The organism is Halobacillus amylolyticus, from assembly GCF_022921115.1.
GTDB classification, from domain to species: Bacteria; Bacillota; Bacilli; order Bacillales; family Halobacillaceae; genus Halobacillus_A; species Halobacillus_A amylolyticus.
The window spans coordinates 1,025,933-1,043,589 of the sequence record NZ_CP095075.1 but is presented as its reverse complement, the minus strand read 5'-3'; the positions used below and the strand labels follow the sequence as shown (position 1 = coordinate 1,043,589).

The following is a 17,657-nucleotide window of genomic DNA, read 5'->3' as shown; positions in this document are numbered from 1 at the left end:
TCCGTATAAAGCATAGCAAAAAATGAAAATGATTTCATACAAGGAGGATTTTGAGATGAGAAAAAAATTAACGAAAGAAATCCTTGAAGAATGGCTTGAGAACGTTAGACCCTTTGCTTATGATGGTCAAGTTGCTGATTACATCCCAGCTTTGTCTAAGCAGGACCCTGAAGATTTGGCTGTCTCGATATACTATCTAGACGGAGAGTGTATCCATGCCGGAAAGGTGGAGAACTGCTTTACACTACAGAGTATTTCAAAGGTTATTGCCCTTGCATTAGCACTGATTGATAATGGAGAGGATTATGTTTTCGGCCGTGTAGGAATGGAGCCGACAGGTGACCCATTTCATTCGATCTACCGTTTGGAGCAGCACCGTCCGTCCAAACCTTTAAACCCGATGATTAATGCTGGTGCTCTTGCCGTGTCGAATATGATTCGTGGAGTTACACCTGACGAGAAGGTGGGCAGGTTATTGAGTTTCATCCATGAGATGACGGACGATCATTCGATCAGTTTTAGTCGAGAGGTAGCCTCTTCAGAGTTTGAAACAGCTTTTTTAAACCGTTCTTTGCTTTATTATTTGAAGCAACACAAAGTTGTAACAGGAAGTGTTGAAGAAACGTTAGATGCCTATACAAAACAGTGTTCGATCGAATTAAATGTAAGGCATCTCTCAAAAATTGGTGCACTGTTTGCTAATGAGGGGAAGGACTTACATTCGGGCAGGCAAATTATACCTAAGCATTTTGCGAGAATTTGTAAGACATTTATGGTTACATGTGGAATGTATGATGCCTCAGGTGCTTTCGCAATTAAAGTTGGAATTCCAGCGAAAAGCGGTGTCTCAGGCGGAGTCTTGGGTTCGGTGAATGGGTTTGGCGGGATTGCAGTTTATGGTCCCGCACTTGACACTAAAGGAAATAGTGTGGTCGGATTGAAGTTAATTGAGATGCTGTCGAACCGTTACGATCTTTCGATTTTTTAGTAGAATCTCCATTAGTTAGTTGCATTTTTTAAAATGAAACGATACTATTAATAAAAGATAGTTTGTAACTGGAGGGGATCTTAATGTTGTCTGATGTGGCTGTGGATCATCGTGAAAAGGCCTATGCCCTTCTAAAAGCTGATGCTGATAAAATTTTACGTTTAATAAAAGTACAAATGGACAACTTGACTATGCCTCAGTGTCCTTTATATGAGGAAGTTCTAGATACACAAATGTTTGGGTTGTCACGCGAGATACATTTTGCTGTGCGCTTGCACTTAATCAGTGAAGAGGAAGGCAAAGCAATACTAGATAACTTAGAAAAACAACTTAATGTCTTACATGAAGCCGCTCAAAATTCGTGACGGACGAACTCAAATTGCGACGTATTTGTTGTGATTTGAGTTTTTTTGTACAGGTAGCGCTTACATTTATTTTTTTGCAAGTAAATAATCAGAATTGTCTTATTTGCAGGAATTGTGACAACTTTTAGAGAAAATATACATAGTAGGGATGAATGATATGCTACAACGTTTAAAAACCTATGACTTCACACTGCTGTTTGCACCTATTGCACTTGTCTCTTTCGGTACAGTCATGGTTTATAGTGCAAGTATGGTTTACGGTCCAGTCGTCCTTAATGTGCCAAGCAATTATTATTTAATTAAGCAGTTGCAGTGGATGGTGCTGGGAATCATCGTTTTGTTCCTGATATCGATGTTTCCGTATCGGCACTTGAAGCGGCTCTCTAAGCTGTCCGTGTTACTGATGGTCATTTCATTAGTTGGACTATTTTTCTTTGGAATTAAGGTGAATAACGCTCAATCCTGGTATGATTTAGGCCCGATGAATTTTCAACCAGCTGAATTTGTTAAAATCGGAATTATTATTTATTTAGCCTCTGTATATGCAAACAAACGAAAGTATATAGGAGATTTTGCCAAGGCGGTGCTCCCACCTTTGGTGATCATTTCGCTTATATTAGGTTTGATCATTATGCAGCCGGATATTGGCTCAGCTGCCATTATTGGTTTACTTGCAAGTGTCATGATTATGAGCTCGGGGATAAAGGGGAAGCACATAGTACTTCTGGTCGTCGTTACGGGCGGAATCCTATTGATGGCGGGTTCACAACTTGTTACTGATGAAAGGCTCAACAGGTTTTCAGGTGCTTATCAACCGTTTGAGTCCCCACAAAGTGATGGCTATCATTTAATTCAATCTTACGTGGCTATTGCTACAGGTGGGTTAACGGGGGAAGGGTTAGGACAAGGTGTTCAGAAATTAGGTTATTTACCTGAACCCCATACAGATTTTATTATGGCAGTTATTGCAGAGGAGCTAGGTTTTATAGGTGTAGTTATTACAGTAGGGTTGTTAGCGACCATTGTTTTAAGAGGATTGTACATATCCTGGCGCTGTAAAGATGCATTTGGTTCCTTGCTGGCATTAGGAATATCATCATTATTTGCTATTCAGGCCTTCATTAATTTAGGAGCCATGAGTGGATTATTACCCATTACCGGGGTCACTCTGCCACTCGTTAGTTATGGAGGCTCATCATTATTAATCATGATGGCATCCTTGGGCATCCTTAACAATATTGCAAGAACCGTAAAGGTAAAAGAAGAAGTAAGGCAAGAAACTTATGAACCATTAAGAGAACAACCAGTCCACCGTACAAAACAACAAGGAGTGAGAAGATGGCAAAGTTAAAGAAAATTAACAAAGTTCTAGTAGCCAATCGTGGGGAGATTGCGATTCGCGTCTTCCGAGCTTGTACAGAGTTGAACATTCGTACAGTAGCTGTATATTCTAAAGAGGATTCAGGGTCTTACCATAGGTATAAAGCCGATGAAGCCTATCTTGTAGGTGAGGGGAAGAAACCGATTGATGCCTATTTAGATATCGAGGCAATGATTGAAACAGCCAAGAGCGTTGGAGTGGATGCCATCCATCCTGGTTATGGATTTTTATCAGAAAATATCCACTTTGCTAGGCGATGTGAAGAAGAAGGAATTATTTTCATCGGGCCAACGAGTGAGCACTTAAATATGTTCGGTGATAAAGTAAAAGCGAGAGACCAGGCTGTAAGAGCTGATATCCCAGTCATTCCAGGTACGGATGGTCCTGTTGATGGATTAGAAGCTGTGCGTGAATTTGGTGAAGAAAACGGCTATCCGTTGATGATTAAAGCCTCAATGGGAGGCGGCGGTCGTGGAATGCGGATTGTCCGAAATGCGGAAACGCTTGAGGATGCGTATGACCGAGCCCGTTCTGAAGCAAAAGCAGCCTTTGGCAGTGAAGAAGTCTACGTTGAAAAACTTATCGAAGAACCTAAGCATATTGAGGTGCAAATACTTGGTGATTTTGATGGGCAAATTGTCCATTTATATGAAAGAGATTGTTCTGTTCAGCGCCGACATCAAAAAGTGGTTGAGGTTGCACCTAGTGTATCTGTTAGTAATGAGATAAGAGAGAAAATATGTGATGCAGCTGTTAAACTAATGAATAATGTGAACTATGTAAATGCTGGTACTGTGGAGTTTCTAGTTACCGGCGAAGAATTTTATTTTATTGAAGTGAATCCGCGTGTTCAAGTAGAGCATACCATTACTGAAATGATCACGGGTGTCGATATTGTTCAGACACAGATTTTAATTGCAGAAGGTCATGCCCTACATAGTGAGCAAGTCGGTGTGCCTGTGCAAGAGAAAATCCGTACGCACGGGTATGCGATACAGTCACGTGTAACTACAGAGGATCCGCTTAACAATTTCATGCCTGATACTGGGAAAATAATGGCCTATCGTACAGGCGGTGGATTTGGTGTTCGTCTTGATGCTGGAAATGGATACCAGGGTGCTGTCATTTCTCCCTACTATGATTCCTTGCTTGTGAAACTATCAACATGGGCATTAACCTTTGATCAAGCAGCACATAAAATGGTACGTAATTTAAAAGAATTTCGTATTCGTGGAATTAAAACAAACATTCCTTTCCTAGAAAATGTGATTCAGCATAATCAGTTTCAATCAGGTGAATATAATACAACATTTATTGATCGCTCACCGGAATTATTTGTATTTCCTAAGCGGAAAGACCGTGGAACAAAAATGCTCACTTATATTGCTGACCGCACTGTAAATGGGTTTGAAGGTCAGGGGAGCAGGAAGAAGCCTACGATCCCTAAACCTCGGATTCCGCGAGTAAAGTATTCAGAAGAGATACCTAAGGGTACAAAGCAAATTTTAGATGAAAGAGGCCCTGAAGGCTTGGCAGAATGGCTGAAGCAGCAGAATGAAGTCCTTTTAACAGATACAACTTTCCGTGATGCTCATCAGTCGTTACTTGCAACTAGAGTAAGAACGAAGGATCTGCAAACAATCGCAGAGCCGACTTCACGATTATTGCCTAATCTATTCTCCCTTGAAATGTGGGGAGGGGCAACCTTTGATGTTTCCTACCGCTTCCTTAATGAAGATCCTTGGGAAAGATTGCTTAAACTTAGAGAAAAATCTCCTAATGTCCTTTTCCAAATGTTGTTGCGTGCCTCTAATGCTGTAGGATATAAAAACTATCCAGATAACCTCATTCGTGAGTTTGTGGAAAAGAGCTCACATGCAGGAATTGATGTATTTAGAATTTTCGATAGTTTAAACTGGGTCGAAGGCATGAAATTGACAATTAATGCTGTACGTGAAAATAATAAGGTGGCAGAGGCGGCCATGTGCTATACAGGAGATATTATGGATGCTTCTAGACCAAAGTATGACCTTAAATATTATCAAAACTTAGCAAAAGAACTGCAAGATGCAGGTGCTCATATTCTTGGAATTAAAGATATGGCAGGGCTGCTTAAACCTGAGGCAGCTTACCAGCTCATTTCCAGCTTGAAGGATACAGTTGATATACCTATTCATTTGCACACACATGATACAAGCGGTAATGGGATCTTTACGTACGCAAAAGCGATTGAGGCTGGTGTGGATGTTGTCGATGTCGCAACCGGCTCTATGGCAGGTCTTACCTCTCAACCAAGTGCAAACAGCCTCTACTACGCGCTAGAAGGTAATGAGCGTAAGCCGAATGTAAATATATCCGCCTATGAACAGTTAGGCCATTACTGGGAAGATACGAGGAAGTTTTACAAAGACTTCGAGAGTGGCATGATGGCTCCGCATACAGAGGTTTACCATCATGAAATGCCTGGTGGACAATATAGTAATTTACAGCAGCAAGCACGTGCTGTGGGCTTAGCCGATCGTTGGGATGAAGTAAAGAATATGTATCGTAGAGTAAACGATATGTTTGGTGATCTCGTAAAAGTTACGCCGTCCTCAAAAGTTGTCGGGGACATGGCCTTGTTTATGGTACAAAATGACCTAAATGAAGATGACGTATATGAGCAAGGGGAATCCTTGGCATTCCCTGATAGTGTTGTTGAACTTTTCCAAGGTCATTTAGGTCAACCACATGAAGGGTTCCCATCCGAACTGCAAGGAATTATCTTAAAAGGAAGACAGCCGATAAAAGTTCGTCCTGGTGAACTACTAGATCCTGTAGATTTCAAAGAACTAAAAGAAACTTTGTTCCACACCTTAGACAGACAAGTGACGAGTTTTGATTTGATCAGTCATGCTTTGTATCCAAAAGTCTTTATGGATCACCAGAAGTTTACAGAGCAGTATGGAGATATGTCAGTTCTCGATACTCCAACGTTCTTTTATGGGATGCGTCTGGGTGAAGAGATTGAAGTTGAAATTGAACAAGGAAAAACATTGATCGTGAAACTTGTTTCTATTGGAGAGGCACAAGTTGATGGAACGAGAACGATCTATTTTGAGTTGAATGGTCAGCCTCGTGAAGTGGTCATTAAAGACTTAAATGTGAAAGCTACGGTTCAGGAACGGCCGAAAGCTGATAAATCCAACACCAAGCATATTGGAGCGAGCATGCCTGGAACAGTGGTTAAAGTAATTTCTGAGAAAGGTGAGAAAGTCAAAAAAGGTGACCATCTCATGATTACAGAGGCAATGAAGATGGAAACAACGGTCCAAGCACCTTTCGATGGTGAAATTAAAGATATTTATGTAGAAAACAATGAAGCGATCCATGTCGGAGATTTACTCATTGAATTTAAATAAAACTAATAAAAACCTGGCTCCGAAAATGAGCCGGGTTTTTAAATTAAATTTTATCCCAAAAAAACTTGCATTGTTTCCATTAATTTGCTAGAAATATAAAGGTGTGTAATTTTAGCTTTATTATATAAATAGCTGTAAAGCCCCTTCAGAGGTGGTTCACATAATTGTCACATTTTAATAAAATTGTGATATAGAAATAGATAGAACTTAAATTCCATGATACAATTATTTTGATGTTTCTCATGAAATGTTTACTAATATGGGGAATCATGACTTTTTTATAGCTTTTTTGACTATGCTATAAAAGGTAGAAGGAGGGAAGATATTTCGATGGATAATCCAAGAACAGTTGATTCTGCAGCTTCACAGATGATAAATAAGTCGACTGTCCGTGAAACTTCTATGATAGCTGATATAAAAAGCTTAATTAAAGTCGGAATTATAAACTCCAATTTAATTACAACTTTTACAGGTTTTTGGCTTGCGATGTATTTTACAGGAGCAAGCTTTACTGAACACTGGCTGACATTTATTTTGACAATGTTCGGAACCGCTTTCCTAATTGCTGGTGGATGTATCATAAATAACTGGTATGATAGAGATATTGATCACTTAATGTCCCGTACAGTTACTCGTCCAACCGTTACTGGAACTATTCCGTTAAACGTAATTAAATGGATGGGGATTAGTGTCACAAGCCTTGGTTTTATTATTCTGTTATTCACAACTGTCGAAGCCGCGCTATTCGGGGCATTCGGCTGGTTTGTCTATGTTGTCCTTTATACAATGTGGTCCAAAAGGAAGTACACTATTAACACAGTTATCGGTAGCTTTTCTGGTGCTGTTCCGCCTCTAATTGGCTGGGCTGCTATTGAACCGGGACTGCGATTAGAAGCTATCATTTTATTTTTGATCATGTTTATTTGGCAGACACCGCACTTTTTAGCTTTAGCTATGAGAAAGAAAGATGACTACAAAGCAGCGGGAATTCCAATGCTGCCTGTTGTACATGGCTTCAAAATGACGAAACGGCAAATGGTCGTTTACGTGGCGTGCCTCTTGCCATTGCCAATTTACTTAGTTTCATTAGGAAGTATATTTTTAGGTGTGGCCTTTGCACTGTCTTTTGGTTGGTTAGTTTTAGGAATGGCCGGCTTCATAATGAAAGACGACTATAAGTGGGCAAAATGGATGTTTGTTTATTCTTTAAACTATTTGACAATCCTATTCTTAACGATGGTGCTAGTCACATTATCATTTCCTTTTTAATGTAACTATCTCCTATAGGAGTTAGTTCCAAAATATAAGATTGATTTCAAAAGAGAAAGAGAGGTATCACTCAATGAGAGGTTGGATGCGAAATTTTCGTTCTTTAATCTTTTTCGGTGCATTAACTCTCATCCTATCAGGATGTGGAGTTGATAACATTAGTGCACTTAAGCCAGAAGGATACGGATCGGAATTAATATTTGATCTAATGATGATCAGTATTGCGATCATGCTTTTTGTATTCGTTATCGTTATGGCGATTTACACGTTTGTACTTATTCGGTATCGTCGAAAGAAGGGACAGGAAGATTTCATTCCTAAACAAACAGAAGGAAATAAAGCCTTAGAAATAATTTGGACAGTTATACCGATTATTTTACTTCTAGTCTTGGCTGTTCCTACTGTTCAGGCGACATTTGATTTAGCAGACAAATCTGGTCAGAGTAATGAAGATGCTTTGACTATTGAAGTAACTGGAAATCAATACTGGTGGCATTTTAATTATGCTGATCAGGAAATAGCTACAAGCCAGGACCTTTATATACCAACTGGTGAACGTGTGTACTTAGACATGAAATCGAGTGATGTTATTCACTCATTCTGGGTTCCATCCATAGCTGGGAAAATGGATACTAACCCGGGTGAGAACGTAAACACGATGTACTTAGAAGCCTTTGAGGAAGGCGTATACTGGGGGCAATGTGCTGAACTTTGCGGACCTTCCCACTCATTAATGGACTTCAAAGTAATAGCGGTAAGTCCAGAAGAATTTGAACAGTGGAAGGAAGATATGCAAAATATCGATCCTGAAGCACAACCTGAAACGGCTTCTGCTCAAGAAGGTCAAGAATTGTTCCAAAACAACTGTATGAGCTGTCATGCGATTGGAAACGCGGCTGCCGGTGTAGGTCCCAATTTAAGTAATTTTGGGAACCGTACGATGATTGCAGGCATTCTTGATCCTACAAAAGAAAACTTAGTGGATTGGATTACTAACCCACATGAAATTAAACCTGGTAACCAAATGCCGGCAAACTTAGTTTCTGAAGAGGAAGCAAGTAAAATCGCAGACTATCTGCTGCAATTAGACCATTCTGAAATTACTCCTGAATCTGCAGGGGGAAGTAACAACGAAGGTAGTAACGAATAATGACTTTAAATGGTGAGAAAGAGGTTTTAAGGGAGGTTAAAGCGTGAGTACTGCTGTTGCACAAAATCGTGGGCTCGGCGCTGCTATTTGGGATTACTTAACTACGGTGGACCATAAAAAGATTGCACATCTTTACTTGGTCTCAGGTGGTTTCTTCTTCCTAATCGGTGGGCTTGAAGCGATGATAATTCGAATTCAACTTATGGAGCCTAGTAATGACTTCATATCTGCTGGACTTTATAATGAAATGATAACAATGCATGGTACGACAATGATTTTCTTAGCAGCCATGCCACTTATATTTGCTTTTATGAATGCCGTTGTTCCATTACAAATCGGAGCACGTGATGTTGCATTTCCTTTTTTAAACTCACTAGGATTTTGGTTGTTTTTATTTGGTGGGTTAATTCTTAACGTTTCCTGGTTCACTGGAGGAGCTCCAGATGCAGGATGGACCAACTATGCACCACTTTCGACGACCTCGCCGGGTCATGGTGTAGATTACTATGTAATGGGTCTTCAAATATCAGGGGCGGGGACGCTTATTGGTGGTATCAACTTTCTTGTTACGATCGTTAACATGCGTGCTCCTGGTATGACCTTTATGCGTATGCCGTTATTTACATGGACAGTATTTGTAACAAGTACACTTATCTTATTTGCATTTCCAGCACTAACTGTCGGGCTTTTCCTAATGATGTTTGACCGTATGTTTGGCTCTGCATTCTTCGACGTCGCTCTAGGCGGTAATGCTATTATTTGGGAGCACTTATTCTGGATCTTTGGACACCCAGAAGTATATATCTTGATACTGCCAGCATTTGGGGCATTTAGTGAAATTTTCTCTACATTCTCTAAAAAGCGTTTATTCGGATATTCAGCCATGGTATTTGCAACTGTCCTGATTGGATTCTTAGGATTCATGGTATGGGCACACCATATGTTTACCGTTGGAATGGGACCGATAGCTAACTCCATTTTTGCTGTAGCAACAATGGCGATCGCAGTCCCTACCGGAATAAAGATTTTTAACTGGATGTTTACGATGTGGGGCGGAAGTATTCGCATGACCACATCAATGCTGTGGTCGGTAGCTTTTATTCCTACCTTTACCATTGGTGGTATGACGGGGGTTATGCTGGCAGCAGCTGCTGCTGACTACCAGTACCATGATACCTATTTTGTTGTAGCTCACTTTCATTACGTAATCGTTGGTGGTTTAGTCTTTGGAATCTTTGCCTCCCTTCATTACTGGTGGCCGAAGATGTTTGGCAAAGTACTAAATGAAAAATTAGGTAAATGGACATTCTGGCTATTCTTCATCGGCTTCCATCTAACATTTTTTATTCAGCATTTCTTAGGTTTAATGGGAATGCCACGCCGTTATTGGACTTTCCAAACAAATCAGGGGCTGGACACAGGAAACTTAGTGAGTACATTAGGAGCCTTTTTAATGGCGATCGGTACACTCGTTTTCTTAATTAATATTGTTTACACTGCCGTAAAGGAAAAACAGGCAAGTGGGGACCCATGGGATGGGCGTACATTAGAATGGTCGATTCCTTCACCACCACCACATTATAATTTCAAACAAACCCCACTCGTTCGTGGGCTCGATGCATTATGGGTGGAAAAAAGCGAAGGTAAGAAGGGTATGACACCAGCTGAACCACTTGGTGATATTCATATGCCAAATCCATCCATTCTGCCGTTCATGATGTCACTAGGTCTGTTTATAGCAGGTTTTGGGTTCATCTACCAAGTTGACAATAAAATGTGGCTGATTGCCGTGTTTATTGGAATGGGGATCACCCTTGGATCTATGCTTACACGTTCAGTGAAAGATGACATTGGACACCATATTCATAAAGAAGATCTTGAGAAGGGGGCTGGCGAATAATGAGTAATGAGGATGTATTGAATCCTAAACAAATGCCACATGAGCCGGAAAAAGCCACCCTTGAAGGAAAAAATAAATTTATTGGCTTTTGGTTCTTCTTAGGCGGTGAAACCGTACTTTTTGCAAGTTTATTTGGTACGTATCTTGCATTAAATGGTTCAACAATGGGAGAGAATACACCTGAGAACTTATTTGGACTTGAGCTCGTATTTATTATGACGATGCTCCTGTTAACGAGTTCTCTAACTAGTGTGTATGCAATGTACCACATGAAAAATAACGACTTTGGTAAGATGCAGCTGTGGCTCGGCATTACCGTACTATTGGGCTTAGCTTTCTTAGGCTTCGAAATTTATGAGTTCATGCATTATGTACACGAGTATGAATTTACATTTCAATCCTCAGCCTTCGGATCTGCCTTCTATACTTTAGTTGGCTTCCATGGTGGCCACGTACTATTTGGGTTATCTTGGATTGTTGCACTGATGATCCGTAATTCAAAGCGTGGACTTAACCTTTACAATGCTCCAAAGTTTTATATTGCCAGTCTTTATTGGCACTTCATTGATGTTGTTTGGGTTTTTATCTTTACTGTCGTATATCTGATGGGAAAGGTGGGTTAAATGATGGCAAATCACTCAAAATCCCCTAGTCAACAAATGGACTTTGAAAAAAAGCAGAATAAAGAAGAAATGAAACAGCAAGTGATTAGTTTTATTATGATGATTCTGTTCACATTCGTTGCTTTTGGTATGGTTCTGTTGGAAGTTAACTCCTATTTCCTTATTCCTACACTGCTCTTACTAGCCGTGGTGCAGGTGCTTTTCCAGTTGTACTATTTCATGCATATGAAGAATAAAGGACATGATATGGTTGCTGTAATGATGTATGGCGGTATTGGTGTTGCAACGTTAACGATTATTACTTTTACCACTATTATTTGGTGGTAAATGAGAAAAAAAGACCGGATTTTCCGGTCTTTTTCTTATGTTAGAAGGTGTGAGAAAAGATGAATTTCCTCCTATTTGTCATTACTTCCAGAGTGTGTGCTTACACCTTTCCAGCGTTTAGTTATGTCTAAATTATGAACAATAAAAAAGATAGCAGACAAGACTCGTGTTTTAGGCGAAAGTTAGATAAAATGGAAGAGTATCAAGTATATACTTAATCTGAGGTGAGATACCTATGTGGTTAGAACTTCAAATATTCGGGTTTCGAGCTTTGTGGAGTCCCTATTATTTGCTATTTGTTTTAGTACTTTCTATCGTTTACTTCATAATCACTGGTCCAAAACGGAAGCAAGGAGAATCAAAGCCTACCACTTTTCAACAGGTTATGTTTTATAGTGGCATGGTTCTGTTATACATTATAAAAGGAGCTCCAATAGATTTAATGGCCCATATCATGTTTACAGCACACATGATTCAAATGGCACTATATTACTTACTATTCCCACTCCTAGTCATTAAAGGTATTCCTGTGTGGATTTGGAAAAAGGTTTTTGATGTTCCAGTACTCAGTTCCGTTTTACGACTGTTAACAAGGCCGTTAATCTCTTTATTATTATTTAATGGATTGTTTTCCATCTATCATATGCCAGATATATTCGATTACGCTAAATCAAGCGAAATTGCCCATGCGGTGATTACTACGGTTATATTGTTTACGGCCTTTTGTATGTGGTTGGCTGTCTATCCTCCTATTGAAGAAACTGATCGGATGAGCCCGATTTTAAAAATTGGTTTTATTTTTGCTAATGGAGTATTAATTACGCCAGCCTGTGGTTTAATTATTTTCTCCGGGACACCACTCTATGATACTTATTCACAATCAGGTGCCTGGCTCCAAGCGATGAGCTTATGTGTACCGACAGATGTACTGGCTGGTTTATCAAATCAATTAAGTGGTCCTGAATACTTTACCTCAATGCCGATAACTCAAGATCAGCAGCTTGGTGGAATCATTATGAAGGTTACACAAGAGATTATTTTTGGTGCTATTATTGCCCATATCTTTTTCAGCTGGTTTAATCGTGAAAGGGATACAATTGATCCATTGCCAACTCATGTCCAAACCGATACATGATGCCGGTAGCAGTCTTATAAAATGATTATATCCAGTCATTAGAGATTTACTGTAAAAGGAGAAAGCACATGCCATTATTACCAACATTAAGTACGTTCTTCATCGTACTAAGTGCCATTTTAGTAGCTATTGGATGGCGATTAATTGCTATAAATAGGCCTCAGGCACATCGAGCTACAATGATTGCCGCCTCTATTAGTGCATTAACATTTTTTGTTATTTATGTAAGCCGAACGATCTTGGTAGGAAATACGAGCTTTGGCGGTCCAGATGATTTAAAAATTTTCTATACGATTTTTCTGATTTTCCATATTATCCTGGCAACTGTAGGAGCAGTATTTGGAATCGTTTCGCTAACGTTAGGCTTCAAAAGGAAAATCCCTAAACACCGTAAAGTTGGGCCGATAACGAGTATTATTTGGTTTAGTACAGCCGTTACGGGGGTTATGGTGTACCTTCTGTTATATATTATTTATGATGGTGGGACGACCACTAGTATGCTGAAAGCTATTTTTGGCTTTTAAGAACAGAAGCACAGGACACTCTATCAAATTAGGCTGACAAGATAGCAATTAGATTATTATTGTAATCTAATTGCTTTTTTAATAACTTATAAAAGGGTAAATGGATCGTAAGAGTAAGTAGATAGCACTGTATCAGCTGAAAAGGAGTGACATTAGATGGAGTTTTTGACGAGTCGTATAAGATTTATACCCATCTCAATTGATTTAGCGCAATTGATTATAAAAAAGCCTCTCGTTTTTTACCACACTTTTCAATTGCCGTGGGATGAGAACTGGCCGCACGATGGTTTAAAAGCGATATTACCTCTATACGTAGAGATGTTAGAAAAAAACCAAAATGAGTTGGGTTATGGGCCATGGGTGATGGTTGACCGAAACGCAGAAGAGATTCTTGGTGATATTGGATTTAAAGGGAAGGGAAGGGATGGGGTACTTGAGATTGGTTACCAGGTTGTTATCTCAAAACGCAATCAAGGCTTTGCTACAGAGGCTGTAAAGGCAATATGTAACTGGGCTTTTCAACAACCAGGTGTTAAAGGTGTAGAAGCCGAATGTGCTAAAGGAAATATTCCCTCACAAAGAGTGCTCATCAATAGTGGATTCGATCAAACTTCAAGAAAAGAAGATATCATTACTTTTAAGATAGAAAAAATCTCTCATGATAAAGGAACGACATCTCCTAAAAAACAACAATAAAAATCCCGAAAGTCAAATCGTTGACTTCGGGATTTTATGAGAAAATGTATAACAAAGGTCTATGCTTAAAAAACTTTGGTTATATTTTTAAGTTCCACTTAATGATACCTGCTTCTTTAGCTGAGTTAAAAGCAATCAGTGTAAGCGGACCGAGGATAAAGCCCATTAATCCGATTAGTTGTAAGCCTAGATACATTGCAATTAATGTAGCAAGCGGAGATAAACCAATGTGACTACCCATTACTTTAGGCTCCACGGTTCTACGAATGGCTAACAGAATGATAGCCAGTATCGCAAGTTTTGTTCCTAAAGTGATGTCTCCGGTGATGAACATGTACAAAGACCACGGCCCTAATATGGCGATCGAACCAATAATTGGTATGAAGTCGATGACCCAAATAACCAGTGACATTACAATGGCTACCTCTGGTGCAATCAAGAAAAGTCCGATCAGAGATACGATAAATATAATAATACTGACTAAGAATTGTGCTTTTAAAAAACCGAAAACTACATAAGATAAACGGGCATTCATGAATTTAACCTTCTCTGATGTAGCTTCGGTCAATTGATTATGCATCTTCTCTCTTAATCGTGGCATATCTAACATAAACAAGAATAAAGCAATAAGATAAACAAGGAAACTTACGAGATACTCTGGGATCTTTGCCGCAATTGCAGCAATATTTCCAAGCTGCAATTTCTGTGAAACCGTCTGTGTTGTCGCATCCAAAGTGCTCAGTAGTTCGCTAGTTACTTTATCAACAAATTCTGGCGGCATATTTTGTGTGAAGCTATCTAAGTTATTTTCCCAATTAATAAACACATTATTGATTTGATTAATATAGGATGGTGCATTATCTGCAAGTTGGACGATCTGTGTAATGGCTCCAGTTACTGCGTATGTACCCAACAAGCTAATTAACAATAGAAATAAGAGAAAGACGATCGTAACTGACATCTTTCTGTTAATCCGAAATCGAAATTGAATCCATCGCACAGAAGGACTTAAAAACAAGGCGGTAATCAGTGCGATTATGAGCGGAATTGATATCGGCAGAATGAAATACCCTGCAATAATAAAAAGTAAAGCGAGTAGGATGAGCATCCATTGACGTTTAGTTAGATAGCGGAACAATTTATCACGTTACTCCCTTCTTAGCCTTTAAAAGTATGTAACTGAAAAGAGCCGCTCACCAGAGCGGTGTGCGACTCTTGAATCACTTGGTCTTTATTATGATTTTTGATGTTGTGCGACTTGTTCTTGTATTTTTTTAACTGCATTAGTTGCTTTATCAATCATACTTGAAGAGAATCCTTCTTGCTCGCCGTATTCAACGCCGTGTGGATAATGATGCTTACCTAGTAGGGGGGTCACCAGTTGGATAACAGCATTCCTTTTATCCACATCACCTTCAATAGCGTACCCTTGAATACGAATATAATACGTAATGTTTTTCTCTGGAGAATCTACTTTATAATCGTAGCTTACTCGTTCATAATCCCAGGATCCACCTAAAATAAATCCATTACTTTCCATGATTGTAGTAAGCGGCTCCACATCAATGAGTAGGCCGTCGATTCCTGTACCTTCCAATTTCATTGCATACACCTCACAATTATTATGTATCTTTCATAAGCTTAGTATGAAAAAGAACAAGTTGCCACTTGGTCGTCATTAACGACTCCATTTACTTTACATACTTTACTGACAGTCACTTAATTATACTATAAATTGCATAGCCGTGCATGTAATAAATTTAAGAATTCGGGAACAATACATACCGACAGCTGATTTTTTTAAGGAGGATATTCCATGAAGACTGTAAAAGATGTGATGACAAGTGACGTATCTGTTTGTCAATCTAATGAAACTTTATATGATGCTGCTAGCATGATGAAACAACAAAATGTTGGTGCCATCCCCATTGCTGATGAAAATGGACAATTAATGGGAATGGTAACTGACCGTGATTTGGTCATTCGAGGGTACGCAGGAAAGAGTCCTGATACTACACCTATTCAACAAGTCATGAGTGATCATCTCTATCATGTTAGTCCAGAGACATCTCTAGAAGAAGCCAGCCAGTTAATGGCTAAGCATCAAGTTCGTCGGCTTCCCGTAGTAGAGAATGGGAAGTTGACAGGGATTATCTCCCTAGGCGATTTATCTAAGGATGATATGTCTGATCATGCTGCTGGTGTTGCTTTACAAGATATTTCGGAGCGTCCTGAGCTCCATTAATAAGCTTTTTAAAACGACCTTCTATATTCATTTATAGAAGGTCGTTTTATATTTTTTTTCATAGAAGGGGGTTGTCTAGCTTATATTGTATAGAAGAGGGTTGAAAGGGGAGTAGGCTATGGGGAAAAAGGTAACGGGCTTACTGTTGTTTTTTCTGCTATGTGGGGTGATTTATTTTATGATAGAGACAACATCCTCACGTGAATTAGCAGAAGAAGGTAAAGAAACATCCAAACCGCCTATTGGTGAGGAGAACTTAGAAAATGGAGAGTCCCAAGCGCACTTACAAGAGGGCTTTTTTAAATGGTTAGGGGCATCAAGTGAGGAGATCCTTGCAAAATTCGGGGAACCTGAGAGGATCGATAAAAGTTCATATGGATATGACTGGTGGGTATATTCCAAAGATGAACAATACTTTCAAATTGGCATCAAGGACGATACTGTGGTTACGAGTGTTACTTACGATCAATATTTAAACGAGCATTTGAAGACTGGTGAGAGCTATGATCGGTTAAACCAAGAGTATGCTTTTCAAAACAAGTTCCCACTCAAGGATGGAATGTTTTCTTTTGAGTTGACAGCCAAAGATCTTAATGAGAGACCTCTTATTGCCTTAAATGATCAATGGTCTGCTCAACTATACTTTGATACCTTTACCGATAAACTTTCGGCGATCCGTGCAGTAAGAAACGATATTCTATTAACGCTTCAGCCCTATCAATTAACCTATAGGGGTGAATTACCGCAGCAACAGATACTTACAGAGGATGACTGGCGTGAAATTAATGAAGGGTCTCAACGACAAATTTACGAGATGACGAATTATATTCGTTCGAGCAAGGGGGTTGATAGGTTAAAGAAACATAAGGAAGCCGCAAAAGTTGCTTTTAGCCATAGCAGAGACATGAATCAGAATAATTATTTCTCTCATCATTCACAAAATGGAAACGGTGTCGGCGAAAGGTTGAGGCTGGGAGATGTCCCTTTTGTAAGAGCTGGGGAGAACATTGCAGCACAGCACATTGATGCTACTGCCGCTATTCATGGCTGGTTGAATAGTGAAGGACATCGTGCATCATTACTCGATAAACGATACACACATATCGGGGTAGGCGTAGATCATCTGTATTACACGCAGAACTTCTTATCACTGCCATGAACAGTTTTTAGGCTGGCGCATAGGCTATAGAGTAGATTTCTATAGTGAGGTGTGTAGTAATATGAGTGAAAAAGTCTTGCACCCAAGTGTTCAGCAATTCAAGAATTTTGTTGATGCCAATCCAAATGTGAAAAGTCAAATAAGGAAGAACCATAATCTGATCCAAAGTTATTATGAGAAGTGGATGATTTTAGGAGAAGAAGATTCCTTCTGGAAGTCGTTACCTAAAGCCAAGTCACAAACGAATAGTAATAAAAAGGATTGGATGAAACAGTTTGGAGATCTTATGCAGGATGTGAATTGGGAAGATGTCTCAAAGCATATTGACGATCTGGATGGAGCCATAGGCCAGATTCAGCAGCTTATTACAACCGTACAACGTGAAAACCAGAAGAAAACTAGACAAGAAACGATGGGGTACCCCTATTATTAGAGGAGACTGGGCAGAATGATTTCACATATTTCATTCTGCCTTTCCATTTGGTACAATAGGG

The 17,657-nt window shown here is 39.4% G+C and carries 17 protein-coding genes; 15 read left to right on the top strand and 2 right to left on the bottom strand.

All coding sequences use genetic code 11. The annotated features are described in order from the left end of the window. Positions 1-55: 55 nt before the first annotated feature. The 12 genes from glsA to MUO15_RS05465 all read left to right on the top strand — a co-directional run bounded on the left by glsA (position 56) and on the right by MUO15_RS05465 (position 13,759). The gene (gene glsA / locus MUO15_RS05520; RefSeq protein WP_245034175.1) at positions 56-988 is read left to right on the top strand and encodes a glutaminase A; all 933 of its coding nucleotides are present in this window, start codon (positions 56-58) and stop codon (positions 986-988) included. 83 nt (positions 989-1,071) lie between these two features. Next, complete coding sequence (locus tag MUO15_RS05515; RefSeq protein ID WP_079529716.1) at positions 1,072-1,353, top strand: Fpa/YlaN family protein; 282 nt, start codon at positions 1,072-1,074, stop codon at positions 1,351-1,353. Positions 1,354-1,510: 157 nt separating this feature from the next. Then, on the top strand, positions 1,511-2,704 hold the full coding sequence (gene ftsW / locus MUO15_RS05510) for a putative lipid II flippase FtsW (RefSeq protein ID WP_245034173.1): 1,194 nt from the start codon (positions 1,511-1,513) through the stop codon (positions 2,702-2,704). Then, positions 2,692-6,135 (top strand): pyruvate carboxylase, encoded by a 3,444-nt coding sequence (gene pyc, locus MUO15_RS05505; protein WP_245034171.1) that lies wholly within the window; start codon positions 2,692-2,694, stop codon positions 6,133-6,135. Before ftsW ends, pyc begins: the two co-directional genes overlap by 13 nt. A gap of 330 nt (positions 6,136-6,465) precedes the next feature. Then, on the top strand, positions 6,466-7,404 hold the full coding sequence (cyoE, locus tag MUO15_RS05500; RefSeq protein WP_245034169.1) for a heme o synthase: 939 nt from the start codon (positions 6,466-6,468) through the stop codon (positions 7,402-7,404). Positions 7,405-7,477: 73 nt separating this feature from the next. Continuing rightward, positions 7,478-8,554, top strand: a complete 1,077-nt coding sequence (coxB, locus tag MUO15_RS05495; protein ID WP_245034167.1) for a cytochrome c oxidase subunit II — start codon at positions 7,478-7,480, stop codon at positions 8,552-8,554. 43 nt (positions 8,555-8,597) lie between these two features. Beyond that, complete coding sequence (gene ctaD / locus MUO15_RS05490; protein WP_245034165.1) at positions 8,598-10,454, top strand: cytochrome c oxidase subunit I; 1,857 nt, start codon at positions 8,598-8,600, stop codon at positions 10,452-10,454. Continuing rightward, a complete protein-coding gene (locus tag MUO15_RS05485; protein ID WP_245034163.1) occupies positions 10,454-11,077 on the top strand; it encodes a cytochrome (ubi)quinol oxidase subunit III in 624 nt (207 codons plus the stop codon). The genes ctaD and MUO15_RS05485 overlap by 1 nt, the downstream gene beginning before the upstream one ends. Positions 11,078-11,080: 3 nt before the next feature. After that, entirely contained in the window at positions 11,081-11,404 is a 324-nt protein-coding gene (gene ctaF / locus MUO15_RS05480) for a cytochrome c oxidase subunit IVB (protein WP_245034161.1), read from the top strand. Between the two features lie 235 nt (positions 11,405-11,639). Further along, positions 11,640-12,539, top strand: coding sequence for a cytochrome c oxidase assembly factor CtaG (ctaG, locus tag MUO15_RS05475; RefSeq protein WP_245034159.1), 900 nt, complete (start codon positions 11,640-11,642; stop codon positions 12,537-12,539). Between the two features lie 68 nt (positions 12,540-12,607). Next, entirely contained in the window at positions 12,608-13,063 is a 456-nt protein-coding gene (locus MUO15_RS05470) for a DUF420 domain-containing protein (protein ID WP_245034157.1), read from the top strand. Between the two features lie 156 nt (positions 13,064-13,219). Next, the gene (locus MUO15_RS05465) at positions 13,220-13,759 is read left to right on the top strand and encodes a GNAT family N-acetyltransferase (protein WP_245034155.1); all 540 of its coding nucleotides are present in this window, start codon (positions 13,220-13,222) and stop codon (positions 13,757-13,759) included. Positions 13,760-13,838: 79 nt separating this feature from the next. On the opposite strand, the gene ytvI is transcribed toward MUO15_RS05465, so the two are convergent. Together ytvI and MUO15_RS05455 are read right to left on the bottom strand one after the other, a co-directional pair. Then, positions 13,839-14,897 carry a sporulation integral membrane protein YtvI gene (gene ytvI / locus MUO15_RS05460; RefSeq protein ID WP_245034153.1) on the bottom strand — a complete coding sequence of 353 codons (1,059 nt, stop codon included), beginning with the start codon at positions 14,895-14,897 and terminating at the stop codon, positions 13,839-13,841. A gap of 96 nt (positions 14,898-14,993) precedes the next feature. After that, on the bottom strand, positions 14,994-15,362 hold the full coding sequence (locus MUO15_RS05455) for a YugN family protein (RefSeq protein WP_245034151.1): 369 nt from the start codon (positions 15,360-15,362) through the stop codon (positions 14,994-14,996). 213 nt (positions 15,363-15,575) lie between these two features. Here MUO15_RS05455 and MUO15_RS05450 point away from each other — a divergent pair, with 213 nt between their 5' ends. The 3 genes from MUO15_RS05450 to ylbD all read left to right on the top strand — a co-directional run bounded on the left by MUO15_RS05450 (position 15,576) and on the right by ylbD (position 17,596). Further along, positions 15,576-16,004, top strand: a complete 429-nt coding sequence (locus MUO15_RS05450) for a CBS domain-containing protein (RefSeq protein WP_245034149.1) — start codon at positions 15,576-15,578, stop codon at positions 16,002-16,004. Positions 16,005-16,122: 118 nt separating this feature from the next. Next, complete coding sequence (locus MUO15_RS05445) at positions 16,123-17,163, top strand: CAP domain-containing protein (RefSeq protein WP_245034147.1); 1,041 nt, start codon at positions 16,123-16,125, stop codon at positions 17,161-17,163. A 61-nt stretch (positions 17,164-17,224) separates the two neighbouring features. Then, positions 17,225-17,596, top strand: coding sequence for a YlbD family protein (gene ylbD, locus MUO15_RS05440; RefSeq protein ID WP_245034145.1), 372 nt, complete (start codon positions 17,225-17,227; stop codon positions 17,594-17,596). Positions 17,597-17,657 lie beyond the last annotated feature (61 nt).

Coding starts and splice junctions, on each gene's coding strand:
- glsA (WP_245034175.1), top strand. CDS start 56: ATGAGAAAAAAATTAACGAAAGAAATCCTTGAAGAATGGCTTGAGAAC.
- MUO15_RS05515 (WP_079529716.1), top strand. CDS start 1,072: ATGTTGTCTGATGTGGCTGTGGATCATCGTGAAAAGGCCTATGCCCTT.
- ftsW (WP_245034173.1), top strand. CDS start 1,511: ATGCTACAACGTTTAAAAACCTATGACTTCACACTGCTGTTTGCACCT.
- pyc (WP_245034171.1), top strand. CDS start 2,692: ATGGCAAAGTTAAAGAAAATTAACAAAGTTCTAGTAGCCAATCGTGGG.
- cyoE (WP_245034169.1), top strand. CDS start 6,466: ATGGATAATCCAAGAACAGTTGATTCTGCAGCTTCACAGATGATAAAT.
- coxB (WP_245034167.1), top strand. CDS start 7,478: ATGAGAGGTTGGATGCGAAATTTTCGTTCTTTAATCTTTTTCGGTGCA.
- MUO15_RS05485 (WP_245034163.1), top strand. CDS start 10,454: ATGAGTAATGAGGATGTATTGAATCCTAAACAAATGCCACATGAGCCG.
- ctaF (WP_245034161.1), top strand. CDS start 11,081: ATGGCAAATCACTCAAAATCCCCTAGTCAACAAATGGACTTTGAAAAA.
- ctaG (WP_245034159.1), top strand. CDS start 11,640: ATGTGGTTAGAACTTCAAATATTCGGGTTTCGAGCTTTGTGGAGTCCC.
- MUO15_RS05470 (WP_245034157.1), top strand. CDS start 12,608: ATGCCATTATTACCAACATTAAGTACGTTCTTCATCGTACTAAGTGCC.
- MUO15_RS05465 (WP_245034155.1), top strand. CDS start 13,220: ATGGAGTTTTTGACGAGTCGTATAAGATTTATACCCATCTCAATTGAT.
- MUO15_RS05455 (WP_245034151.1), bottom strand. CDS start 15,362: ATGAAATTGGAAGGTACAGGAATCGACGGCCTACTCATTGATGTGGAG.
- MUO15_RS05450 (WP_245034149.1), top strand. CDS start 15,576: ATGAAGACTGTAAAAGATGTGATGACAAGTGACGTATCTGTTTGTCAA.
- MUO15_RS05445 (WP_245034147.1), top strand. CDS start 16,123: ATGGGGAAAAAGGTAACGGGCTTACTGTTGTTTTTTCTGCTATGTGGG.
- ylbD (WP_245034145.1), top strand. CDS start 17,225: ATGAGTGAAAAAGTCTTGCACCCAAGTGTTCAGCAATTCAAGAATTTT.